Annotated in this window: 20 protein-coding genes, 2 tRNA genes and 1 pseudogene; 15 read left to right on the top strand and 8 right to left on the bottom strand. The window is 63.0% G+C overall.

The window, feature by feature from the left end:
• The first annotated feature begins 1 nt into the window (after position 1).
• The 8 genes from cobU to U9R80_RS20750 all read left to right on the top strand — a co-directional run bounded on the left by cobU (position 2) and on the right by U9R80_RS20750 (position 5308).
• Positions 2–523: a bifunctional adenosylcobinamide kinase/adenosylcobinamide-phosphate guanylyltransferase gene (gene cobU, locus U9R80_RS20785; protein WP_301839287.1), complete on the top strand. Its 522-nt coding sequence runs from the start codon at positions 2–4 to the stop codon at positions 521–523.
• A complete protein-coding gene (gene cobT / locus U9R80_RS20780; protein ID WP_301839289.1) occupies positions 520–1575 on the top strand; it encodes a nicotinate-nucleotide--dimethylbenzimidazole phosphoribosyltransferase in 1056 nt (351 codons plus the stop codon). Before cobU ends, cobT begins: the two co-directional genes overlap by 4 nt.
• The gene (gene cobC / locus U9R80_RS20775; RefSeq protein ID WP_301839290.1) at positions 1572–2141 is read left to right on the top strand and encodes an alpha-ribazole phosphatase family protein; all 570 of its coding nucleotides are present in this window, start codon (positions 1572–1574) and stop codon (positions 2139–2141) included. Before cobT ends, cobC begins: the two co-directional genes overlap by 4 nt.
• A 1-nt stretch (position 2142) precedes the next feature.
• Positions 2143–2871, top strand: coding sequence for an adenosylcobinamide-GDP ribazoletransferase (locus U9R80_RS20770; protein ID WP_301839291.1), 729 nt, complete (start codon positions 2143–2145; stop codon positions 2869–2871).
• A 50-nt stretch (positions 2872–2921) separates the two neighbouring features.
• Positions 2922–3326, top strand: coding sequence for a MarR family winged helix-turn-helix transcriptional regulator (locus tag U9R80_RS20765; protein WP_301839293.1), 405 nt, complete (start codon positions 2922–2924; stop codon positions 3324–3326).
• A gap of 65 nt (positions 3327–3391) precedes the next feature.
• Entirely contained in the window at positions 3392–4594 is a 1203-nt protein-coding gene (locus U9R80_RS20760) for an MFS transporter (protein WP_301839295.1), read from the top strand.
• The gene (locus U9R80_RS20755) at positions 4591–4713 is read left to right on the top strand and encodes a hypothetical protein (protein ID WP_301839297.1); all 123 of its coding nucleotides are present in this window, start codon (positions 4591–4593) and stop codon (positions 4711–4713) included. The genes U9R80_RS20760 and U9R80_RS20755 overlap by 4 nt, the downstream gene beginning before the upstream one ends.
• A gap of 43 nt (positions 4714–4756) precedes the next feature.
• The gene (locus U9R80_RS20750; RefSeq protein WP_301839299.1) at positions 4757–5308 is read left to right on the top strand and encodes a glutathione peroxidase; all 552 of its coding nucleotides are present in this window, start codon (positions 4757–4759) and stop codon (positions 5306–5308) included.
• Positions 5309–5317: 9 nt separating this feature from the next.
• Here U9R80_RS20750 and U9R80_RS20745 read toward each other — a convergent pair whose 3' ends face one another.
• Positions 5318–5575, bottom strand: coding sequence for a DUF2798 domain-containing protein (locus tag U9R80_RS20745; RefSeq protein ID WP_301839300.1), 258 nt, complete (start codon positions 5573–5575; stop codon positions 5318–5320).
• Between the two features lie 117 nt (positions 5576–5692).
• Here U9R80_RS20745 and U9R80_RS20740 point away from each other — a divergent pair, with 117 nt between their 5' ends.
• On the top strand, positions 5693–6625 hold the full coding sequence (locus U9R80_RS20740) for a LysR family transcriptional regulator (protein ID WP_301839302.1): 933 nt from the start codon (positions 5693–5695) through the stop codon (positions 6623–6625).
• Between the two features lie 45 nt (positions 6626–6670).
• Here the strand turns inward: U9R80_RS20740 and U9R80_RS20735 are convergent, their stop codons facing one another.
• The 3 genes from U9R80_RS20735 to U9R80_RS20725 form a co-directional block, all read right to left on the bottom strand.
• Positions 6671–7930 carry an OmpP1/FadL family transporter gene (locus tag U9R80_RS20735; RefSeq protein WP_301839304.1) on the bottom strand — a complete coding sequence of 420 codons (1260 nt, stop codon included), beginning with the start codon at positions 7928–7930 and terminating at the stop codon, positions 6671–6673.
• Positions 7931–8076: 146 nt separating this feature from the next.
• On the bottom strand, positions 8077–8559 hold the full coding sequence (locus tag U9R80_RS20730) for a hypothetical protein (RefSeq protein ID WP_301839306.1): 483 nt from the start codon (positions 8557–8559) through the stop codon (positions 8077–8079).
• 325 nt (positions 8560–8884) lie between these two features.
• Positions 8885–9109 (bottom strand): hypothetical protein, encoded by a 225-nt coding sequence (locus U9R80_RS20725; protein ID WP_301839308.1) that lies wholly within the window; start codon positions 9107–9109, stop codon positions 8885–8887.
• A 957-nt stretch (positions 9110–10066) separates the two neighbouring features.
• Between U9R80_RS20725 and U9R80_RS20720 the strand changes: the two genes are divergently transcribed.
• Positions 10067–10495: a tetratricopeptide repeat protein gene (locus tag U9R80_RS20720; protein WP_301839309.1), complete on the top strand. Its 429-nt coding sequence runs from the start codon at positions 10067–10069 to the stop codon at positions 10493–10495.
• A gap of 178 nt (positions 10496–10673) precedes the next feature.
• Positions 10674–12062, top strand: coding sequence for a DNA recombination protein RmuC (gene rmuC / locus U9R80_RS20715; protein ID WP_301839551.1), 1389 nt, complete (start codon positions 10674–10676; stop codon positions 12060–12062).
• Here the strand turns inward: rmuC and U9R80_RS20710 are convergent.
• Positions 12034–15510 (bottom strand): hybrid sensor histidine kinase/response regulator, encoded by a 3477-nt coding sequence (locus U9R80_RS20710; RefSeq protein WP_301839310.1) that lies wholly within the window; start codon positions 15508–15510, stop codon positions 12034–12036. The genes rmuC and U9R80_RS20710 overlap by 29 nt on opposite strands.
• Before the next feature lie 242 nt (positions 15511–15752).
• Positions 15753–16964: an MFS transporter gene (locus tag U9R80_RS20705; RefSeq protein WP_301839311.1), complete on the bottom strand. Its 1212-nt coding sequence runs from the start codon at positions 16962–16964 to the stop codon at positions 15753–15755.
• Between the two features lie 182 nt (positions 16965–17146).
• Between U9R80_RS20705 and U9R80_RS20700 the strand changes: the two are divergent.
• Together U9R80_RS20700 and U9R80_RS20695 are read left to right on the top strand one after the other, a co-directional pair.
• Positions 17147–18296: pseudogene (locus U9R80_RS20700) on the top strand (TDT family transporter).
• Between the two features lie 79 nt (positions 18297–18375).
• Positions 18376–20250, top strand: coding sequence for an MFS transporter (locus U9R80_RS20695; RefSeq protein ID WP_301839312.1), 1875 nt, complete (start codon positions 18376–18378; stop codon positions 20248–20250).
• A 15-nt stretch (positions 20251–20265) separates the two neighbouring features.
• On the opposite strand, the gene sugE is transcribed toward U9R80_RS20695, so the two are convergent.
• The gene (gene sugE, locus U9R80_RS20690; RefSeq protein WP_301839313.1) at positions 20266–20583 is read right to left on the bottom strand and encodes a quaternary ammonium compound efflux SMR transporter SugE; all 318 of its coding nucleotides are present in this window, start codon (positions 20581–20583) and stop codon (positions 20266–20268) included.
• 90 nt (positions 20584–20673) lie between these two features.
• Positions 20674–21594 carry a recombination-associated protein RdgC gene (rdgC, locus tag U9R80_RS20685; RefSeq protein ID WP_028943616.1) on the bottom strand — a complete coding sequence of 307 codons (921 nt, stop codon included), beginning with the start codon at positions 21592–21594 and terminating at the stop codon, positions 20674–20676.
• A 159-nt stretch (positions 21595–21753) separates the two neighbouring features.
• On the opposite strand from rdgC, the gene U9R80_RS20680 reads away from it, so the two are divergent.
• Positions 21754–21829: transfer RNA gene (locus U9R80_RS20680), tRNA-Val, on the top strand.
• A gap of 19 nt (positions 21830–21848) precedes the next feature.
• Positions 21849–21925 (top strand) — tRNA-Asp (locus U9R80_RS20675).
• The last annotated feature ends 156 nt before the right edge of the window (positions 21926–22081 follow it).

Genomic DNA, 22081 nt, shown 5'->3' with positions numbered 1-22081 from the left:
CATGCTCAACCTGATCCTCGGTGGCGCTCGCTCGGGCAAGAGCCGCTTGGCCGAACAACTGGCCGAGCGCAGTGGTTTGCCGGTGACCTACATCGCCACCAGCGAGCCGCTGGATGGCGAAATGAATGCCCGGGTCCAGCTGCACCGGGAACGCCGGCCCGCCAGCTGGGGCCTGATCGAGGAACCCCTGGCCCTGGCTGACGTGCTGCGAAGCAATGCCCGCGCCGACCGCTGCCTGCTGGTGGACTGCCTGACCCTGTGGCTGACCAATCTGCTGATGCTGGACAACCCCGAGCGCCTGGCCCGGGAACGTGCAGCGCTGCTCGAATGCCTGGCTGAACTGCCGGGGGAGATCATTCTGGTCAGTAACGAGAGTGGCCTGGGCGTTGTGCCGCTGGGCGAGCTGACCCGCCGCTACGTCGACGAAGCCGGCTGGTTGCACCAGGCCATCGCCGAGCGCTGCCAGCGCGTGGTGCTTACGGTTGCCGGCTTGCCCCTTACCCTCAAAGGAAATGCACTATGAGTCAGACCTGGTGGCTTGAAGCCTGCCGTCCCGTCGATCAAGCCGCTCGCGAGCAGGCGCTGGCACGCCAGCAACAGCTGACCAAGCCAGCCGGCTCGTTGGGGCGCCTGGAGCAGATCGCCGTGCAACTGGCCGGTTTGCAGGGCCAGCTCAAGCCGAGCCTGGGCAAGGTGCACATCGCGATCTTCGCCGGTGACCATGGGGTGGTCGCCGAAGGTATCTCGGCCTATCCCCAGGCAGTGACCGGGCAGATGCTGCAGAACTTCGTCGGCGGAGGCGCGGCCATCAGCGTGTTGGCCCGCCAGCTCGATGCCCGGCTGGAGGTGGTGGACCTGGGCACCATCGACCCGGCGCTGACGCTGCCGGGCGTGCTGCACTTGCGGGTCGGGCCGGGTACGGCGAACTTCGCCAAGGCCCCGGCCATGACCCGCGAGCAAGCTGTGCAAGCGTTGCAGGGCGGGCGCGAGAGTGCCCAGCGCGCCGCGGCTGCGGGCGCGCAATTGTTCATTGGCGGTGAGATGGGCATCGGCAACACCACCGCGGCCAGCGCCCTGGCCTGCGCCTTGCTCGGCTGTCCGGCCATCGAGCTGAGTGGGCCGGGCACCGGGCTGGATGCCGCGGGTGTACGGCACAAGGCCGAGGTCATCGAACAGGCGCTGTTGCTGCATGGCGCCCTGGCGAATGATCCATTCGAGGCATTGCTGCGCTTGGGCGGTTTTGAGATCGCAGCCCTGGTCGGTGCCTACCTGGGCTGTGCCCAGGCGGGTGTCGTGGTGCTGGTCGATGGCTTTATCTGCACGGTTGCCGCGCTGGTGGCGGTGAGGCTGAACCCTGCGTCCCGTGACTGGCTGTTTTTTGGTCATCGCGGCGCTGAACCCGGCCATCGGCGTGTGCTCGCTGAACTGGACGCCGAGCCCGTGCTGGAGCTGGGCTTGCGCCTGGGTGAAGGCAGCGGCGCAGCGTTGGCGGTGCCGGTGTTGCGCCTGGCCTGTGACCTGCACGGGCAAATGGCAACCTTCGCCGAAGCCGCCGTGGCGGACCGCCCGGCATGATCATTGACCTGTTGCGACACGGCGAAACCGAGCTGGGCGGCGGCCTGCGCGGCAGCCTGGACGACGCACTGACCGCCAAAGGCTGGGAGCAGATGCACGCGGCCGTTGCCGGCAAAGGGCCGTGGGATGCCCTGGTCAGCTCGCCCTTGCAGCGCTGTGCGCGGTTTGCCGACACCCTGGGTGGGCAATGGCAGTTGCCGGTGCAGTGGGCGCCGGGGTTGCAGGAGCTGCATTTCGGCGAGTGGGAAGGGCGCAGCGCCGCTGACCTGATGCTGACCCATGAGCAACAACTGGGGCAGTTCTGGGCTGATCCGTACAGCTACACGCCACCTGGAGGCGAGCCGGTCAGCGCATTTGCCCAGCGCGTACAGGCAGCCGTCGCCCAGCTGCAGCGTGCCTATGCCGACCAGCATGTGTTGCTGGTCACCCATGGCGGGGTGATGCGGCTGTTGCTGGCCCAGGCCCGTGGCCTGCCGCGCGAGCAGCTGTTGCAGGTCGAAGTCGGCCATGGTGCCTTGTGCCGGTTGCACGTGGATGCCGACGGCACCCTGCGCGAGGCGCACTGACATGCTGCCCTTCTGGATTGCCCTGCAGTTTCTCAGCAGCGTGCCGGTGCGCCTGCCGGGGATGCCCGCGCCCGAGCAGATGGGCCGTTCGCTGCTCTGCTACCCGCTGGTAGGCGTGCTGTTCGGTGGGCTGCTGTGGGGGCTTAACACCTTGCTCAATGGCAGCCCCCTGTTGCTGCATGCCGCGCTGCTGCTCGGCGCCTGGGTGTTGCTCAGTGGCGCGTTGCACCTGGATGGCCTGGCCGACAGCGCCGATGCCTGGCTGGGCGGCTTTGGGGATCGCGAGCGCACCTTGCTGATCATGAAGGACCCGCGTAGCGGGCCGATAGCCGTGGTCACCCTGGTGCTGGTGCTGCTGCTCAAGTTCTGCGCCTTGCTGGCGTTGATCGAGCACGGGGAGGGGATCCTGTTGCTGCTGGCGCCGTTGATCGGTCGGGCGGCGTTGCTTGGGCTGTTTCTCACCACCCCTTATGTGCGTGCCGGTGGCCTGGGGCAGGCGCTGGCCGATCACCTGCCACGCCGCAGTGCCGGGTGGGTGCTGCTCGCCAGCGCAGGCGCGTGTGTGCTGGTGGCGGGGCTCAAGGGCGTGTGGGTCTTGGTGGCAGCGGCGCTGGCGTTTTTCGCCGTGCGCCAGCTGCTGATCCGCCGCCTGGGCGGTACCACCGGCGACACGGCCGGGGCGTTGGTGGAGCTGCTAGAGCTGGTGGTGCTGATCACTCTGGCGCTGTAGCCGGACAGGAAAAGCTTGCCGTCCAGGCGTTGCGGGTATATACACGCATTATGTTGACCAGTGAATGCATCTGCACCCATCTGCGTCGTGCGGCCCGTGGGGTCAGCCGACACTATGACGAAGCCCTTGAAGGCTTCGGGATCAATGTCGCGCAGTTTTCCCTGCTGCGGCACCTGCGCCGGCTCGATCAGCCCAGCATCTCGACCCTGGCCGAGGCCATGGGGCTGGACCGCAGCACCTTGGGCCGCAACCTCAAGGTGCTGGAAGCCGAAGGCCTGGTGGCGCTGGCTGAAGGACGGGACCTGCGCAATCGCCTGGTACTGCTGACCGAGCAGGGCGCGGCGCGCTTGCAGGCGGCAGAACCTGCCTGGGAGCAGGCCCAGGAATGCCTGGTCGAGACCCTGGGTGAAGGCCAGCGCGATGAACTGGTACGCCTGCTGGAGCTGTTGTCCTGAGCTTTTTACGACTATAAGCGGGTATATACCCGTAAAACCCTTGCTGCTTTCTGGAGAGAACAATAATGACATCGGTATGGCGAACCAGTGGTTGGATTCTCCTGGGGGCTGCGTTGATCCTGGCGCTCTCCCTGGGGGTGCGGCATGGCTTCGGCCTGTTCCTGGCGCCGATGAGCGCCGACTTTGGCTGGGGCCGTGAGGTATTCGCCTTTGCCATTGCCTTGCAAAACCTGATCTGGGGCCTGGCCCAGCCGTTTGCCGGGGCCCTGGCCGATCGCCTGGGCGCGGCGAAGGTGGTGATCGTCGGCGGTATCCTCTATGCCACTGGGCTGGTGTTGATGGGGATGTCCGACTCGGCGTTGACCCTGTCGTTGAGTGCGGGCCTGTTGATCGGTATCGGCCTGTCCGGGACCTCGTTCTCGGTGATTCTCGGTGTGGTCGGTCGTGCCGTGCCTGCTGAAAAGCGCAGCATGGCCATGGGCATCGCCAGTGCTGCCGGCTCCTTCGGCCAGTTCGCCATGCTGCCGGGCACCCTGGGCCTGATCGGCTGGCTGGGCTGGTCGGCGGCCTTGCTGGTGCTGGGCTTGCTGGTGGCGTTCATCGTGCCGTTGGTGGGCCTGTTGAAGGATCGACCGCTGCCCAGCCATGGTGCCGAGCAGACCCTCGGCCAGGCCCTGCGCGAGGCGTGTTCGCATTCAGGCTTCTGGCTGCTGTCCCTGGGCTTTTTTGTCTGCGGCTTCCAGGTGGTGTTCATTGGTGTGCACCTGCCGGCCTATCTGGTCGACCAGCACCTGCCGGCCACCATCGGTACCACGGTGTTGGCGCTGGTCGGCCTGTTCAATATCGTTGGCACCTACACCGCCGGCTGGCTGGGTGGGCGCATGTCCAAGCCGCGTCTGCTGACGGCGTTGTACCTGCTGCGCGCCGTGGTGATCGTGCTGTTCCTCTGGGCGCCGGTGACCCAGTACAGCGCCTACCTGTTCGGCATTGCCATGGGCCTGTTGTGGCTGTCGACGGTGCCGTTGACCAACGGCACGGTGGCGACCCTGTTCGGTGTGCGTAACCTGTCGATGCTCGGTGGCATCGTGTTCCTCTTCCATCAGCTGGGCGCATTCCTGGGAGGATGGCTGGGCGGTGTGGTGTACGACAAGACCGGCAATTACGACCTGGTCTGGCAGATCTCGATCTTGCTCAGCTTGCTGGCTGCGGCGCTTAACTGGCCGGTGCGCGAGCGCCCTGTCGCGCGCCTGCAGGCGCAAGCGGCATGAGCCGGTTTGCCCTGCGCGGGCTGCTCGCCCTGGCAGCGCTGCTGCTGTTGGCGCTGGTCTGGTGGGGCTGGCATGAGGGCGGCCTGGCATTGATGCAGTTGGGCATGGGCGTGTGCTAGGAGTAATCTGGGGTTTCCACGCCGGTTCAAGGGAGAGAAGACGATGCGCGCACGCTGGATGTTGGTTCCACTGTTCACTCTGATGGCCGCAGCCTCTGCGCAGGCCGCCGACTGCCCGGCGCTGCTCAAGGGCAGCCTGCCGGAGTTGCGTGGCAAGGAGCAGATCGACCTGTGCCAACGCTTTGCCGGCAAGCCGCTGGTGGTGGTCAATACGGCCAGCTACTGTGGTTTCGCCCCGCAGTTCGAGGGCCTGGAAGGGGTCTACAAGACCTACCACGAACAGGGCCTGGAAATGCTGGGCGTACCGTCCAACGACTTCAAGCAGGAGGACGCCGACGCCGAGAAGACCGCCAAGGTCTGCTATGCCAACTACGGCGTTACCTTCACCATGACCAAGGCCCAGCCGGTACGCGGCAAAGACGCTACGCCACTGTTCAAGGCGCTGGCCGAGCAGAGCGTTGCGCCGAAGTGGAATTTCTACAAATACGTGGTCGATCGCCAGGGCAAGGTGATCGCCAACTTCTCAAGCCTGACCAGGCCGGATGATCCGGAGTTCACGGCCGCTATCGAGAAAGCCATCGCTTCGCAGCCGTGAAGCGCGGTGTCAGTGGTGCGGATGAACGGTCCAGGCGACCAGCTTGAGCACGATCGGGCGCACCACCAGCACACAGGCAAAGGCGACCGGCATGGCCAGTTGGTAGGCCTTGAGCACATTGCCCAGGTAGTGATCGTCGATACCGCCGTTGGCGGCAGTGATCACGAAGCACATCAGCAGGGCCATGATCGCTGACATGTAAAAGGCAAACACATACGGGGTGGCGCGAACGCCAAGCTTGCGGCGGCTGCGGGTCTGTGTGGTCATGCTGGCTCCTTGTGAGGCGGTGGGCTGCGAAGCCTAACAAGCCTGCCGAGCGCTAGGGTAGACGAGGCAGGCTTAGGTCTTTATAAAGGGATTCTTACGAATACCGGACCGGACTGCATGAATCTGCTGGGCTCGATCAAGAGTTTCATCAAGGTGGTGGAAGCCGGCAGCATTGCCGGTGGTGCCCGGAGCCTGGGCTTGAGCGCGGCCGCCGTGAGCCAGAATATCGCCCGCCTGGAAGCGCACCTGGATGTCCGGCTACTGTCGCGCACCACGCGCAGCATGGCGCTTACCCCCAGTGGCACGCTCTATTACGAGAAGGTCAAGCATATCGAACGCGACCTTGAGCTGGCACAGCTGGCGGTGACCACGCCTGAGTGCGAACCCAAGGGCCGCTTGTGCATCGCTTCGTCGTCGGCCTTCGGGCGCCATGTACTGGCCCCGCTGATTCCTGCTTTCAGCACCCGCTATCCGCAGCTTTCGATTGAGCTGATTACGAATGATCGGCGGGTCAATCATGTCCAGGAAGGCGTGGACGTCAGTATTCGTATCAAGCCCCAGCTTGAAGACGGGCTGCTGGCACGGCGGATCGCCCGGGTGCCCTTCATTTGTTGCGCCTCGAACGAATACCTCGCCCAAGCGGGATGGCCCGCGGCGCCCGAGCAACTGGCGGAACATCGCTGCCTGGTGTTCCGCTACCCGGTCGACGGACGTTTCTTGCGCTGGGGCTTTGTTCGCGATGGCCTGCGCTTTGATGCCGAGTTTGGCAATGTGCTGATCAGTGACGACATCGACGTGCTGACCCAGATGGCGGTCAACCATGGCGGTATCGCACGCCTGGCCGAGTTCGTCGCGCGTCCCTTCATCGAGCGCGGGCAGTTGGTGCCGCTGTTTGAATACTCCCAGCCGACGCGACCCTATGCGCATACCGAACCGATGGACATCTACCTGTGCGTGGCCGACCGCTTTGCCATGACCCCCAAGGTGCGGGTGTTCATGGACTATCTGCAGAGCAATCTTGCGCAAAGCTGGCCGTGTGAGCAGGCATGAAAAAACCGCCGATAACGGCGGTTCTTTTGTGTTGCCAGCGTTGAATCAGAAGCGGTAGGTGAGCGAAGCACCGATACCGTGAGCGCTGTTCTCGTACTTGGCCTTGTAGGCACCCTTGCTCGGGCTTGCCAGGTCGACCTTGGTGTCTTCTTCCCACAGGTAGGAGTAGGCCAGGTCGATGGTCATGTCTTCGGTCGGGCTGTAGCCGGCGCCCAGGCTGAACACACTGCGGTCGCCCGTCGGGATGCGTGGCGAGCGGTCGTGGTTGTTGGTCGGCGACTGGTCAACGGTGAAGCCGGTGCGCAGTACCCACTCTTTGTTCAGCTTGTACGAAGCACCGATGGCGTGGGCCCAGGTGTCGTGCCAGTTCTGCTCTTCGCTGATGGTGCCGAACTGGCCGGCCAGCGGAGCAGGTACTTCGTTGTTGACGGTGATCGCTTCCAGGCGGCTCCAACGGGTCCAGGTGCTGCCCGCGTAGAGGGTCCACTGGTCATCCAGCTCGTGGGTAACCGAGAAGTCTACCGATTCCGGGGTTTTGATCTTCAGTTCGGCGTCGAACTTGCTGCCGCTGAACGGGCCGATCAGGGCCGAGTTGACCTTGGTGTTGCCCTCGAGCTTGTAGTCGACCATCGAGTGGTAGGTCAGGCCCAGGCGAGTGCTGTCGGTCGCTTGTACCAGCACGCCGATGTTGTAACCGACGGCGGTGTCGTCACCCTTGATCTTCACTTCGCCGTCGTTGGAGCCCAGCGAACGTGGATTGAGGATGTTCGAGCTCAGTTCGCCCTTGATACGGTTGAAGGTCGGGCCGAAACCGATCGAGACCTTGTCGTTGAAGGCGTAGCTGACAGTAGGCTGGAAGGTGATGACTTCGACGTAGCTCTTCTTGGCCCAGTAGCGGCTCTGTGCTTCGTCTTCGTATTCGGTCATCAGGCCGAACGGGGCATAGACGCCGAAACCGACGGTCCAATGATCATCGATTGGCTTGACGTAGTAGCCCATGGGCACGCCAACGAAAGGCACCATGTCGCCATCGTTGCTGCCTGGGAAGGAGCCGCTGCCCGAGATGTCGGACTTGGCGATGACGGCGGCGGCGCCGACAGTCACTTGTTCACGTTTGAGGCGCGACATACCGGCAGGGTTGCCGAATACGGTGCTGGCATCATCGGCAGAAGAAGAACGACCCGCGAAACCTGTGCCCATGCCGCTGACGCTTTGTTCGTTGAGGGCAAAGCCGCTGGCGAACAGTTGAGTCGAGGCGAGTGTGACGGCGAGGCTGAGAGAGGTTTTGAGCATTACTTTTTTCATTATTAGAACTCCTTGGGATCTCCGGGGCGGAAATTACCAACATTTCGCCCACAGCGCTATAGGCTGTATCGCAGGAGATAGAGCGGTTTTGTAGGACAATCCGACCAAAATGGCAGGTATTTTCTGATTGAGGTGTGCAGTGACTATCAGCAGGCCTGAAGAGTCACAGGAGCGATGCAGGTTTGCCATGCGCTGGTGAAATCGCGCAGGCGACCCTGGGGGTGAAAGGTCTGGCGCCAGATGCGCGCAAGCCCGAGCAAGTCATCGGCAGGAGGAAGTTCTGGCGCCTGTTCTTCGATCAACATCCAGGCAATGGCGGTGGCGTAGCGCAGGTTTACCGTGAGTTCGAGGTGCGGGCCGCTGAGGAAGGCGTGCTGGCTGGCAAGGCCCCGGACCAGGCTGGCGAGGTCCGGGTCGCGGGCCAGGAATTGGTCCCACAGCGATTGATGGCGCAGCTCGCCAATGCGGTACAAGCCGTGGCCACGTCGATCATGCAGGGCAGAGCCAAGTGCGGACTGGCTGGCGGCAACACCGAGTAACAATGCTTCGGCGCTTGCGCAGTGACGGCCCAGGTAGATCAGGGTTGGGCGGATCACAAACTGGCTCAACTCGCTCGCGGCGATACCCATAATGCCCTCGAACTGGAATTTGGCCGGCGGACGCTGGAGCTTGGCAGCTGGTGAGTCGGTCAGGCCCGCCGGAAGCGGCCTATGCCGCTTGAGTTGAAGTGTAGTGTCATATTCGTGCCGTAAAGGTCTGTTTTTAAAACATTTGCGGCTTTTAGTTATAAATCATATGCCCTGCAGCAATTAACAAAACCCTGGTAGGAGCGAGCTTGCCCCGCGATTGCGCGCTCAAAGCCGACACCGCTCGCGGGGCAAGCCCGCTCCTACGGGCGGGCATAAAAAAGCCCCGCGAGAGGGCGGGGCTTGAGCTGTTGCAGCGAAGCGCGGATCAGGCAACCAGGGCCTGGCGAGTGCGCTCGATGACCGCTTGAAGCGGCTCGGCTTCGCTGTACTGCTCGGGGTACAGGCGCTCGCTGTGACGGGCAATGCCGTGCTCATTGACCAGGGTGAAGCTGAAGCCGCCTTTGCGCGACGCCAGGATCAAGCAGTTCAGTGGGGCAAATGCCTGGGAGAGGGTGCGAATCGCAGCCTGAGTGTGGTGTGTATGAGTCATAGTTATTAGATGTTCCTGCAATAGACACGGTTTCGATCCGTGCACACTTAAAACGTTCCAGTAACGCTGGCATTTAGGCCTGGGCGATGAACCTGTCCGGAACAGGGCAGCCAGTTTTGGGCGCATTTATCATGTGGCGCTGGGGCTGACTGGTAGGTACGTCAGAGGGCAGGCAACACACCGGGTCGAGGTTCTGATTCCGCGGGTGAAGATCCTGATCAATCTGCAGGGTGGTTCGGTCAGAGTAAGAAGTGATTTACCTGGGAACCATCAAGTGGGCCGGTCCTGGTTTCAACAGGCGCTATCCCGGGGTGGGTAGGGCACTGCAAGGACTGCTTTGGCCAGAATTGACTTTCAGCTTGGTACTAACGGCGGCAAGACTACAGCAAGGGCCGAGACTTGGCAAGCCGTTGGGGCTTTTCTTTCGGGGAGCCGGCCAGTATGTCGCGTTTCAGGGCGTCTGTGAAGAGCTGTTTCCAGGGGGTTGGCGCTGTGAACGTGCCAAATTCGTGCAGGGAACTGCCTTTCTCTGGGTCGCTTGTACACACATGGAGCATTCGATGTTACAGCCCTGCAACAGCATCGCCTGGGGCTGCCAATGACTTGGCTGGGAACTTAAGTCAATGAAAAAAAACACTTATTTGAGCTGGTGAAAAAATCGACAGTTTGAGCCAAAGCCCCATTCCATAGGGGTTTGAGGGGTCCATAAGGGGGTTGTCCACCGAGTTATCCACAGCTTCTGTGGATTGTCCCGAGCGCTTGCTCTAGGACGGGCGTGCCAGCTTTTTCCGACGTGTCCTACAATCTTCAGGTCGGTTTCTGATGGGGTGAAAAATCCCACTTCGGCGTCAATAAATAAACACAGAAATATTTTGAAAAAAGTTTTGGAAACGCCCAGTCATTGTCTGAAAAATGGAGTAGAGTGGCGCGCCTCTCGAGTTGCCTTCGCTGTTGGTCATGAAGTTTCGCGCCAAAATTCCTGCAATTTCTCCTGTTCAACCGCCCTTGCCAGAGCCCAAGCGCTTCTCTTTGAAGGTCGCCTTGTGGCTGCTCGACAACCCGCGCCTGGGAGACAACCCCAACGTCAAGCATTTTGCCGGTCGACTGCTCAAGCAGCCGGCGCGCCAAGGCGTGGTGGTGGCGCAGAGCCGGCTGGGGCAAATGCTCTGCCGAGACTGCGGCAACGCCCGTGACCGGCGTATCGGCCACGACTTGCTGCGCCAGGCCGCCCGCGCCGGTGACCGCCGTGCCCAGCTCGAATACGGCCGGCTGTGCGCCCAACCCCAGGTCAACGAACCCGAGCAGGCCCGTTACTGGCTTGAACTGGCCGCTACACAGGGCTCCCAGGAAGCCCGACGCCTGCTCAAGCAACTGCCAGACGCCTGACACAGGTGAGCGACAAGGCTGATAAGCTCAACCGTTGATTTCAGTTGGGGGTGTGCAGGTGGCAATGGCGTTGGATCTGACCAGTATCGTGCTGGGTATCGTGGCGGCCGCCGTGCCGTGCCTGGGGTGGGTGTTTCAGCAGCAGCGCCGCTTCGCCGCCCGTGAAGCGCAGGCGGCCTTGCTGGAGGAGCGGTTGAGCAGTGCCCAGATGGCCCAGGAAGGCTTGCTTGCTCAACTCGACGCCAGCCGCGACGAAATCAGCGACCTGAGCCAGGCCAATGCTGCCAAGCAAGCGACCCTCGCCGCCCAGGCCCGTGAGCTGGAATTGCTGCAGATCGATCGTGACAACGCCCGCGATGCCGCCCATGCCTGGCAGCTCGAGCGCACCGCCCGTGAAGCCGAGCTGCGGCGCCTGGATGCCCACAGTGCGGCCCTGAGCGCCGAGTTGCGCGAACAGCAGGACAGCCATCAGCAGCGCCTGGCTGACCTGCAGGGCTCACGCGATGAGTTGCGCGCCCAGTTCGCCGAAATGGCCACCAAGATCTTCGATGAGCGCGAGCAACGCTTCGCCCAGACCAGCCAGCAGCACCTGGGGCAACTGCTCGATCCGCTCAAGGAGCGCATCCAGGCCTTTGAAAAGCGTGTCGAAGACAGCTACCAGCAGGAAGCCCGCGAGCGCTTCTCCCTGGCCAAGGAGCTGGAGCGCCTGCAGCAACTGAACCTGCGCCTGAGCGATGAAGCCACCAACCTGACCCAGGCCCTCAAGGGCCAGAAGACCCAGGGCAACTGGGGCGAGCTGATCCTTGAGCGGGTGCTGGAGCACGCGGGCCTGGAGAAGGGGCGTGAATACCAGACCCAGGTCAGCCTCAAGAGTGCCGACGGCGAGCGCTTCCAGCCCGATGTGCTGATCATGCTGCCGGGCGACAAGCAGGTGGTGGTCGATTCCAAGGTCAGCCTGACCGCTTATCAGCAGTATGTCGCCGCCGACGACAGCGAGATTGCCCAGGCGGCGCTCAAGCAACATGTGCTGTCGTTGCGCAACCACGTCAAAGGATTGTCGGGCAAGGACTACAACCGCCTGGAAGGGCTGCACAGCCTGGACTTCGTGCTGCTCTTCGTGCCGATCGAAGCGGCGTTTTCCGCTGCGCTGCAAGCCGAGCCGAACCTGTTCCAGGAAGCCTTCGACCGCCAAATCGTGATTGTCAGCCCGACCACCTTGCTGGCCACCCTGCGAGTGATCGACAGCCTGTGGAAGCAGGAGCGCCAGAGCCAGAATGCCCGGGAAATCGCCGAGCGTGCCGGCTGGCTCTACGACAAGTTTGTGCTGTTCATCCAGGACCTGGACGAGCTGGGCAACCGCCTGCAGCAGGTCGACAAGGCCTACAGCGCGGCGCGCAACAAGCTCTGCGAAGGGCGTGGCAACCTGATCAGCCGCAGCGAGCAGCTCAAGCTGCTCGGCGCCCGGGCCAGCAAGAGCCTGCCGGCCGATCTGCTGGAACGGGCCATGAGCGAAGGCGACCCACTGACCGCCAGCGCCCTTACTGGACCAGGCTCAGATGCCGATTGAGCAGGGCGCGCAAGGCGGCCGGCTTGACTGGCTTGGCCAGGTAGTCGAGGCCGGCGGCGTGGACCTGGGCAATCATCTCGCGGCGCCCGTCGGCGCTGATCACCACCCCCGGTACCGGCTCACCCAGGCGGGTGCGTAGCCAGGCCATCAGTTCGGTGCCGGTGTCGCCGTCATCGAGGTGATAGTCGACCAGCGCCAGGTGCGGGCGCAGCCCTTCTTCAAGCAGGGCGTCGCATTCCTGGCGGTTGCGGGCGGTGTGCACCTTGCAGCCCCAGCGGCTGAGCAGGCTGCTCATGCCGATGAGGATGCTGTCTTCGTTGTCGACACACAGCACCTGCAGGCCCGCCAGCGGTTGGCCGGCCTGTTCGGTCGGGGTAACCACCGCCGTGGCAGGGGCGGTGGCCAGGGGCACGCTGACCCGGAATACGCTGCCTTTGCCGGGCCAGGAGCGCACTTCCAGCGGGTGGCCGAGCACCCGGCACAAGCCATCGGCAATCGCCAGGCCCAGGCCCAGGCCTTTTTCGGCGCGGGTCTGATGGCTGTCCAGGCGTTTGAACTCCTCGAAGATCACCTGCAGCTTGTCATCGGCAATGCCGGGGCCGCGGTCCCAGACCTCAAGCCAGAGCTTGTCGCCCTGGCGACGCACGCCCAGCAGAATCGGGCTTTTGCCGTAACGAAAGGCGTTGGTCAGGAAGTTCTGCAGAATCCGCCGTAGCAGTTTCATGTCGCTCTGCACCCGCAGGCGGCTGCCGCGCAGGCGGAAATCCAGGCCCTGTTGCTGGGCCAACACCTTGAACTCGGCGCCCAGGGTGTCGAACAGCTCGTTGAGGGCGAATGGCTTGGGATCGGGGGTGATCTTGCCGTTTTCCAGGCGCGAGATGTCCAGCAGGTCGCTGATCAGTTCTTCGGCCGAACGCAGCGAGCTGTCCATGTGCTGGACCAGTTGCTGGGCGTCTGCCGACAAGCCTTCGCCCTGATGGGAAAGGGCGGCGGAGAACAGTCGCGCGGCGTTCAGCGGTTGCATTAGGTCATGGCTGACGGCAGCCAGAAAGCGAGTCTTGGACTGGTTGGCGGCCTCGGCGTGGCTCTTGGCTTCGGTCAAGGCCTGGTTCAGTTGGGAGAGCTCGTGGGTGCGTTCGGTCACCCGTTGCTCCAGGCCCTCGTTGGCCTCCTTGAGCGCCTGCTCGGCTTCGCGGAAGGGGGTGATGTCGGTGAAGCTCATGACGAAGCCGCCGCCGGGCATGGGATTGCCGATCAGCTCGATAACCCGGCCGTTGGGGAACAGGCGCTCGGAGGTGTGCGCGCGGCCCTGGCGCATCCAGTGCAGGCGCCGGGCAACGTGGACCTGGGCCTCGCCCGGGCCGCACAGGCCGCGTTCGGCGTTGTAGCGAATGATGTCGGCGATGGGCCGCCCTACGCTGATCAGGCCGTCGGGGTAGTTGAACAGCTCCAGGTAGCGGCGGTTCCAGGCCACCAGGCGCAGGTTCTGGTCGACCACGCTGATGCCCTGGCTGATGTTCTCGATTGCGCCTTGCAACAGGGCGCGGTTGAACTGCAGCACCTCCGAGGCTTCGTCGGCGATGCGAACCACATCCTCAAGCTGCATGTCGCGGCCTTCGATGGCCGCCTTGACCACGGCGCGGGTCGAAGAGGCGCCCAGGACGCCGGCAAGCAAGCGTTCGGTGTGTTCGATCCAGTCGCCGTCGGCGTTCTGGTTGGGGTTGAAGCCCTTGCCCTGGCGGTAGGCAAAGCGGATGAAACTCTGGCGTGCGCGCTCTTCACCGACAAAGCGTGCGGCGAGGTGGAGCAGGTCGTCGATCTGCACCGCCAGCAGCGAACGGCTGTTGGGCCGGGCGCTGGTTTGCTGGCCGATGAAGCGGCCGGCCTGCCAGTGTTCGGAAACCCGCGTGCGGGACAGGATCGAGACCCAGGCAAACAGGGTGAAGTTACCGGCCAGCGACAACACCACACCTTGGGTCAGCGGTGTGATCGGCAGGTCCAGCGGGTTGCCATGCAGCCAGGCAAGGCCTGGGAACAGGTCCAGCGACCAGCCCACGCTATGGGCGGCAATCGGCAGCACCAGGGTGTAGAACCAGAGGAAGATCCCGGCGGCCAGGCCGGCAAACACGCCGCGACGGTTGGCCTGTTTCCAGTACAGGGCGCCGAGCATGGCCGGCGTCAGTTGGGTCACGGCGGCAAAGGCGATCTGGCCGATGGTGGCCAGGCTCGCGGTGGAGCCCAGCAGGCGATAGCTCACATAGGCCAGCAGGAGGATGGCGACGATGGTCACCCGGCGTACCGAGAGCATCCAGTGGCGGAACACCTCAAACGGTCGCTCGGCATTGTTGCGGCGCAACAGCCAGGGCAACAGCATGTCGTTGGACACCATGGTCGACAACGCCACGCTGGCCACGATCACCATGCCGGTGGCCGCCGAGGCGCCGCCGATAAAGGCCAGCAGCGCCAATGCCGGGTGGGCTTCGGCCAGGGGCAGGCTGATGACGAAGGAGTCCGGGATCACCGAAGCCGGCAGCAGCATCTGCCCGGCCAGGGCAATCGGCACCACGAACAGTGCGGCGAGGATCAGGTAAGCGGGGAACACCCAGCGGGCCAGGCGCAGGTCCTGGGGCTCGATGTTCTCGACCACGGTGACGTGGAACTGCCGCGGCAGGCAGATGATCGCCATCATCGCCACCCCGGTCTGCACCACCATGGACGGCCAATTGATGGTTTCCTGCCAGTAGGTTTCCAGGCGCGGCGCAAGCCTGGCCTGGGTGAACAGGTCGTCGAAGCCGTCATAGAGGTTGAAGGTCACGAAGGCACCGACGGCCAGGAAGGCCAGCAGCTTGACCAGCGACTCAAAGGCAATAGCCAGGACCATGCCACGGTGGTGCTCGGTAACGTCCAGGCTGCGGGTACCGAAGACGATGGTGAACAAGGCCAGGACCAGCGAGATCACCAGCGCGGTGTCTTGCACCCGGCTGCCGGTGGCATCGGCACTGGCGCCGATGAGCAGGTTGACGCCCAGGACGATGCCTTTGAGCTGCAGGGCAATATAGGGCAACACCCCGACCAGGCAGATCAGCGCCACCACCACGGCCAATGTCTGGGATTTGCCGTAGCGGGCGGCGATGAAGTCGGCAATCGAGGTGATGTTTTCCTGCTTGCTGATCAGCACCATCTTCTGCAGCACCCAGGGTGCGAACAGCAACAGCAGCACCGGGCCCAGGTAGATCGGCAGGAATGCCCAGAGTTGTTCGGCGGCCTGGCCGACCGCGCCAAAGAAGGTCCAGCTGGTGCAGTACACCGCCAGCGACAGGCTGTACACCCAGGCGCGCAGGCGCGGGGGCAGCGGCGTACTGCGGCGGTCGCCATAGAATGCGATAGCGAACATGATGGCCATATAGGCCAGGGCGACCACGGCGATCAGCCCACTGGACAGCGACATGACTACTCCGAAGCGAAAAGGTGGAACAGCCGTCTGCGCAACGCAGGCATAACGGCGAACCTCGATCAATCAGTCTGGCACGCCGTTGGCGCTTCGTCAGCGCCGACCATGGTCGCAGTGGCAGAGCGTCGCAGGGCGGCTCAGGCCAGGGCGGGGTCGACCCGCCCGTCAAGGTCCGGCAGTGGGCCGCGGCGGCGGTCGGCCCGCGCCATTATGACCTGCAACTGGCTGCGCCGGACCGGTCAGCCTTCGGTGGCGGCTTGTTCAACCTGAAGGGGGCGGGTGCGAGCGCCCAGGTAATAGAACAGTGCTGCCAGCAACACCGCGCCAATCAACAGATAGAAGGTAGCCACCGGTACCAGGTGGGCCAGGGCGAAGCCGCAGATCACCGGGCCCAGCGCCGCGCCGAGGTTGGACAGGTTCTGCGCGCCGTAATACACCCCGCGCAGGTGTTCCGGGGCAATGCTGTCGATGAACATGTACTCGGCCGGGATCACGATGATCTCGCCCAAGGTGAAGACCACCATGGCCAGGCACCAGACCAGCAGGGACTGAGCCACGGAAAACCCCAGCAGCCCGACCAGGAACAGCGCCATGCCGGCCATCAGCCAGGGAATCAGGCGGCGGGTACTGATACGTCGGCCGATGACGTACTGCAGGGCAATGACGGTCAGGGCGTTGGTGGCCACCAGGTAGCTGATGTAGCGGGCAGCCTCGCTGGCGTTGCTGGTCACCACCAGGTACTGCGACAGGTAGGCGGTGAACTGGCCGAACACCACGGCGCTGAGCGCACCGCCCAGGGTGAAGCAGATCAGTCGTCGATCCCTGATCATTTGCACGCCCACACTGAGGAAGCCGGCCTGGGGACTGCCATCGAGCTGCGCCCGTGCCGCGCGTTCGCCCCAGCGCCGGTAGCTCAGGCACATCGCCAGGCCCAGGAGGGCCGAGAGCAAGAAGGGCCAGTGATAGTCGAACATCACCAGCGCCACGCCGATAAACGGCCCCACCGCATAGGCCACGTTGTTCAGGGTGTACTTGATCGCGAACACTTCGGCGCGTTGCTCCAGCGGCAACAGCGCACAGAAGCCGGCCTTGGCGGCAATGGTGACCACTGCCAGGGCCAGGTTGATCAGCACCAGGCAGATGAAAAACAGGCTCAGCTCGCGGCTGACCACCGCGCCGATGAACGCCAGGGTGAAGGTCAGGGTCGAGGCGATGATCACCGTGTAGCTGCGCAGGGTGTCGATCAGGTAGCCGCCGTACAGGCTCAGCAATGAGGCGACGATCAAGGCGCCACCAATCATCAGGCCGATGCCGCTGACATCCAGGGCGAAATTTTCCGAGAGGTAAACCACCAGGTAGGGCAGGGTGATCGCCCGCGCCAGGGTAAGGGTGAAGGTTGTGGCCAGCAGCAGGCGAACCTGGGGTGTATAGCGTTGTATGGCGTCGAGCATTGTCACGTCCTTGTTGTTATTGCGTGGAGCCGCCAGGGCCCAGCATACCTCGGCGCAGGAGAGGTGTAACAGGATGTTCTATATCTATGAATTAGATAACAGATAGAGAAAATACCCGTTTCATAGATATTGTTGGCGGACATAAGATTGGTTGACCTCACCGGAGGACAGGAGAACCGACCATGACTTGCCTGCAACAACCCGCCACTTCAGCGTTGCGCCCCTTGAGCCACCTGGCTCACCCGCGTGACGTGATCCGTCAATTCACCCCCAACTGGTTCGCCGCGACCATGGGCACCGGGGTGCTCGCGCTGGCGCTGATGCAGGTGGGAATCGAAAGCCTGCACGGCCTGGCCGAAGCGCTGTGGTGGCTGACCATAGCCCTGTTCGTGCTGTTCAGCGTGCTGTACACCGCACGCTGGGTGATGTTTTTCGATGAGGCGCGGCGGATTTTCGCCCACTCCACCGTGTCGATGTTCTTCGGCACCATTCCCATGGGCCTGGCCACGATCCTCAATGGTGCCTTGTTGTTCGGTATCAATCGCTGGGGTGAGGGCATCGTGCCGTGGATCGAAGCACTGTGGTGGTTCGATGTGGGCCTGGCCCTGTTGTGCGGGGTGGCCATTCCGTACCTGATGTTCACCCGCCAGGAGCACAGCATCGACCAGATGACGGCTGTATGGCTGTTGCCTGTGGTCGCTGCCGAAGTGGCAGCCGCCAGCGGGGGGGCTGTTGGCGCCGCACCTGGTCGATGGGCACAGCCAGTTCCTGGTATTGATCACCAGCTATGTGATGTGGGCGGTGTCGCTGCCGGTGGCCTTCAGCATCCTGACCATCCTCATGCTGCGCATGGCCCTGCACAAGTTGCCCCACGCCAATATGGCGGCGTCGAGCTGGCTGGCACTGGGCCCGATCGGTACCGGGGCACTGGGCATGCTGGTGCTGGGCGCCGATGCACCGGCGGTGTTTGCTGCCAACGGCCTGGGTGGCCTGGGTGAGATTGCCCGTGGCCTGGGACTGGTCGCCGGTATTGTGTTGTGGGGCGCCGGGCTGTGGTGGTTGCTCACCGCTGTACTGATCACCCTGCGCTACATCCGCCACGGCATGCCCTTCAACCTGGGCTGGTGGGGTTTTACCTTCCCGCTCGGGGTGTACACCCTGGCAACGCTGAAGCTGGGCGCCTGGCTGGGGCTGGCCTTCTTCCACACCCTGGGGCTGGTGCTGGTAGTGGCCCTGGCTGGCCTGTGGCTGCTGGTCAGCAGCCTGACCTTGCGCGGCGCCTGGCGGGGTGAGTTGTTTGTGTCACCGTGCATTGCAGGGCTCCACAAGTAGATTGCATTTACCAGAGTGATTGTGGCTTTGTTCGGCCTGCACGCCTCCAATGACAAAGCCCTACTCAGGTACACGGACGATGAGTGAAACCTCGCAATTCAGCCTTCTTGGCAAGCGGCGATTTTTGCCCTTCTTTATTACCCAGTCGCTGGGTGCCTTCAACGACAACCTGTTCAAGCAGTCGTTGATCCTCGCCATTCTCTACAAGCTGGCGATCGACGGTGACCGTTCGATCTGGATCAACCTCTGTGCGTTGCTGTTTATTCTGCCGTTCTTCCTGTTTTCTGCCCTGGCCGGACAGTTTGGCGAAAAGTACGCCAAGGACGCGCTGATCCGCCTGATCAAGCTGGCCGAGATCGGCATCATGGCGGTCGGCGCCATCGGCTTTCTGACCAACCACCTGGCCTTGATGCTGCTGGCGTTGTTTGCCATGGGGACGCACTCGGCACTGTTCGGGCCGGTCAAGTATTCGATCCTGCCCCAGGCCCTGCGCGAGCAAGAGCTGGTCGGTGGGAACGGCCTGGTGGAGATGGGCACGTTCCTGGCGATCCTGGCCGGAACCATTGGCGCCGGGATCATGATGTCCAGCACCCACTATGCGCCGGTGGTGGCCTGCGCCGTGGTGCTGGTGGCCGCACTGGGTTATCTGTCGAGCCGCTGGATTCCCCGGGCGAGCGCAGCGTCGCCACAGATGAAGCTGGACTGGAACATCTTTACCCAATCCTGGGCCACCTTGCGCCTGGGGCTTGGCCAGACCCCCGCGGTGTCGCGTTCGATTGTCGGCAACTCCTGGTTCTGGTTTGTCGGCGCGATCTACCTGACGCAGATTCCGGCCTACGCCAAGGACTGGCTGCACGGTGACGAGACCGTGGTCACCCTGGTGCTGACCCTGTTCTCGGTGGGTATCGCCCTGGGTTCGCTGCTGTGTGAGCGTTTGAGTGGGCACAAGGTGGAGATTGGCCTGGTGCCGTTCGGCTCCTTTGGCCTGACCCTGTTCGGCCTGCTGTGGTGGTGGCATTCGGGCGATGTGCCGGCGGCGGCAACGCCCCATGACTGGCTGACCCTGCTGGGCATGACCGAGGCGTGGTGGATTCTGCTGTCGATTGTCGGTCTTGGCATCTTCGGAGGCTTCTACATCGTGCCGCTGTATGCCTTGATCCAGTCGCGCACCGCGGTTAACGAGCGTTCGCGGGTCATCGCCGCCAACAACATTCTCAATGCGTTGTTCATGGTGGTCTCGGCCATTGTCACCATCGTGTTGTTGAGCCTGGTGGAATTGACCATTCCCCAGCTGTTCCTGGTGGTGTCGTTGCTGAACATTGGCGTCAACACCTACATCTTCAGGATCGTCCCCGAGTTCACCATGCGCTTCATGATCTGGCTGCTCAGCCATTCCATGTACCGGGTCGAGCACCGTGACCTGCAGCAGATTCCGGAGGAGGGCGCGGCGCTGTTGGTGTGCAACCACGTGTCGTTTGTCGATGCATTGCTGATTGGCGGGGCCGTGCGCCGGCCCATCCGGTTTGTCATGTACTACAAGATTTTCCAGCTGCCGGTGCTCAACTTTATCTTCCGCACCGCAGGTGCCATCCCGATTGCCGGGCGCCAGGAAGATGGCGAGATCTACGAGCAGGCGTTCAAGCGCATTGCCGCCTGCCTGGCCGAGGGGGAACTGGTGTGTATCTTTCCAGAGGGCAAACTGACCAGTGACGGTGAGATCGATGAGTTCAAGGGTGGCGTAAGCCGGATCATCGAACAGACGCCGGTGCCGGTCATTCCGCTGGCTTTGCAGGGCTTGTGGGGCAGCTTTTTCAGCCGCGATCCGGCCAAGGGCATGTTTCGCCGCTTGTGGTCGCGGGTGACCCTGGTGGCCGGTGCAGCCGTCCCGGTAGACGCAGCGCAGCCGGCACTGTTGCGAGAGCGCGTCAGCCAGTTGCGAGGCGAGCTGCGCTGATGGGGAAGGGCAAGGTCAGCTGGCGCTGACCTTGAGGCCGATCAGGCCGGCGATAATCAGGGCCACACTGACCAGGCGCACCAGCGCCATGGACTCACCGAACAGGATGATGCCGGCGATTACCGTGCCGACTGCACCGACACCGGTCCAGATGGCGTAGGCCGTGCCCAGGGGCAACTCTTTCATGGCCAGGCCCAGCAGGCCGAGGCTGATGGCCATGGCAACGATAGTCAGGGCCGTGGGAAGGGGGCGAGTGAAGCCATCGGTGTACTTGAGGCCGACGGCCCAGCCGACTTCAAACAGGCCGGCGAAAAACAGAATGATCCAGGACATACACAGTCTCCATGTAGGAGCGGGCTTGCCCCGCGATAGCGATCTTAATGTCACACCGCTATCGCGGGCCAAGCCCGCTCCTACCTTTGTTTAGACGCCTTGCGGAATCTCTTCACCGCCCAGCGCTTCAAACAGCGCCGGCAGGAATTCGCCGAACGTCAGCATCATCAGGGTGAAGCTGGCATCGAGTTGGCCCAGGGCCTCGTCGCCACCGTCTTCTTCGGCCTGGTCCTGCAGCAGCTCTTCAAAGCGCAGACGCTTGATCACCATCTTGTCGTCGAGCACAAACGACAGCTTGTCCTGCCAGGCCAGGGACAGCTGGGTTACCACCTTGCCGGTCCCCAGGTGCAGCTGGATCTCGTCGCTGGTCAGGTCCTGACGCTTGCAGCGAACGATGCCGCCGTCTTCGTGGGTGTCGCGCAGCTCGCACTCGTCCAGTACATAGAAGTCCGGAGCGGCTTGTTGGGTCTTGACCCAGTCGGTCATGGTCGCGCTCGGGGCGATTTTCACGGTCACCGGGCGCACCGGCAGCGAGCCCATCACTTCACGCAGGGTCGAGAGCAGGTCTTCGGCGCGCTTGGCGCTGGCCGAGTTGACCAGGATCAGGCCTTGCTTGGGGGCGATGGCAGCGAAGATCATCGAGCGGCGAATAAAGGCGCGCGGCAGAAAGGCCTGAATGATCTCGTCCTTGATCTGGTCGCGCTCCTTCTTATAGACCTTGCGCATCTGCTCGGCTTCGATCTCGTCGATCTTCTCTTTGACCGCATCACGCACCACGCTGCCAGGCAGGATGCGTTCTTCTTTACGTGCGGCGATCAGCAGGAAGTCACCGCTGACATGTACCAGTGGAGCATCCTCGCCTTTGCCGAACGGCGCGACGAAACCGTAAGTGGTCAACTCCTGGCTGGCGCAAGGGCGCGCCGGCTTGCTGGCCAGAGCGGTTTCCAGTGCTTCGGGATCGAACGGGACATCCTGGGTCAGGCGATAGGTCAGCAGGTTTTTGAACCACATGGGGTGAATCTCTCCTCAACACATAAGGAGGGCATTATTCTCCGAGCGGGCGCTTCAGGCCAAGTCCGCTAAGTCTTTGGAACGCCTGAAAAATTTTTTTAAAAAAGTGCTTGCCAGAGTGTTCGGTGCTCCGTAGAATGCGCGCCACACCGAGACGAAGGGTGATTAGCTCAGCCGGGAGAGCATCTGCCTTACAAGCAGAGGGTCGGCGGTTCGATCCCGTCATCACCCACCACTTCTTCTCAGTGTATCGCGCAGCGGTAGTTCAGTCGGTTAGAATACCGGCCTGTCACGCCGGGGGTCGCGGGTTCGAGTCCCGTCCGCTGCGCCATATTTAGCTTCCAGGGCCCACTGAACACCCGGAAGCAACAAAGAAAGCGACCTTAGGGTCGCTTTTTTTGTTTCTGTCGTTCGCGTTTTTCGCATCCGTGTGCCTCTGCATGGTGCGCGCCTCCCCAAGGCGGTGCGTCCCTGACGCTTCATTACG

This window comes from Pseudomonas sp. JQ170C, assembly GCF_035581345.1.
GTDB lineage: Bacteria > Pseudomonadota > Gammaproteobacteria > Pseudomonadales > Pseudomonadaceae > Aquipseudomonas.
The sequence above is the reverse complement of the archived record's forward strand: the minus strand, read 5'-3'. Positions and strand labels throughout refer to the sequence as shown.

Coding starts and splice junctions, on each gene's coding strand:
- cobU (WP_301839287.1), top strand. CDS start 2: ATGCTCAACCTGATCCTCGGTGGCGCTCGCTCGGGCAAGAGCCGCTTG.
- cobT (WP_301839289.1), top strand. CDS start 520: ATGAGTCAGACCTGGTGGCTTGAAGCCTGCCGTCCCGTCGATCAAGCC.
- cobC (WP_301839290.1), top strand. CDS start 1,572: ATGATCATTGACCTGTTGCGACACGGCGAAACCGAGCTGGGCGGCGGC.
- U9R80_RS20770 (WP_301839291.1), top strand. CDS start 2,143: ATGCTGCCCTTCTGGATTGCCCTGCAGTTTCTCAGCAGCGTGCCGGTG.
- U9R80_RS20765 (WP_301839293.1), top strand. CDS start 2,922: ATGTTGACCAGTGAATGCATCTGCACCCATCTGCGTCGTGCGGCCCGT.
- U9R80_RS20760 (WP_301839295.1), top strand. CDS start 3,392: ATGACATCGGTATGGCGAACCAGTGGTTGGATTCTCCTGGGGGCTGCG.
- U9R80_RS20755 (WP_301839297.1), top strand. CDS start 4,591: ATGAGCCGGTTTGCCCTGCGCGGGCTGCTCGCCCTGGCAGCGCTGCTG.
- U9R80_RS20750 (WP_301839299.1), top strand. CDS start 4,757: ATGCGCGCACGCTGGATGTTGGTTCCACTGTTCACTCTGATGGCCGCA.
- U9R80_RS20745 (WP_301839300.1), bottom strand. CDS start 5,575: ATGACCACACAGACCCGCAGCCGCCGCAAGCTTGGCGTTCGCGCCACC.
- U9R80_RS20740 (WP_301839302.1), top strand. CDS start 5,693: ATGAATCTGCTGGGCTCGATCAAGAGTTTCATCAAGGTGGTGGAAGCC.
- U9R80_RS20735 (WP_301839304.1), bottom strand. CDS start 7,930: ATGAAAAAAGTAATGCTCAAAACCTCTCTCAGCCTCGCCGTCACACTC.
- U9R80_RS20730 (WP_301839306.1), bottom strand. CDS start 8,559: ATGGGTATCGCCGCGAGCGAGTTGAGCCAGTTTGTGATCCGCCCAACC.
- U9R80_RS20725 (WP_301839308.1), bottom strand. CDS start 9,109: ATGACTCATACACACCACACTCAGGCTGCGATTCGCACCCTCTCCCAG.
- U9R80_RS20720 (WP_301839309.1), top strand. CDS start 10,067: ATGAAGTTTCGCGCCAAAATTCCTGCAATTTCTCCTGTTCAACCGCCC.
- U9R80_RS20710 (WP_301839310.1), bottom strand. CDS start 15,510: ATGTCGCTGTCCAGTGGGCTGATCGCCGTGGTCGCCCTGGCCTATATG.
- U9R80_RS20705 (WP_301839311.1), bottom strand. CDS start 16,964: ATGCTCGACGCCATACAACGCTATACACCCCAGGTTCGCCTGCTGCTG.
- U9R80_RS20695 (WP_301839312.1), top strand. CDS start 18,376: ATGAGTGAAACCTCGCAATTCAGCCTTCTTGGCAAGCGGCGATTTTTG.
- sugE (WP_301839313.1), bottom strand. CDS start 20,583: ATGTCCTGGATCATTCTGTTTTTCGCCGGCCTGTTTGAAGTCGGCTGG.
- rdgC (WP_028943616.1), bottom strand. CDS start 21,594: ATGTGGTTCAAAAACCTGCTGACCTATCGCCTGACCCAGGATGTCCCG.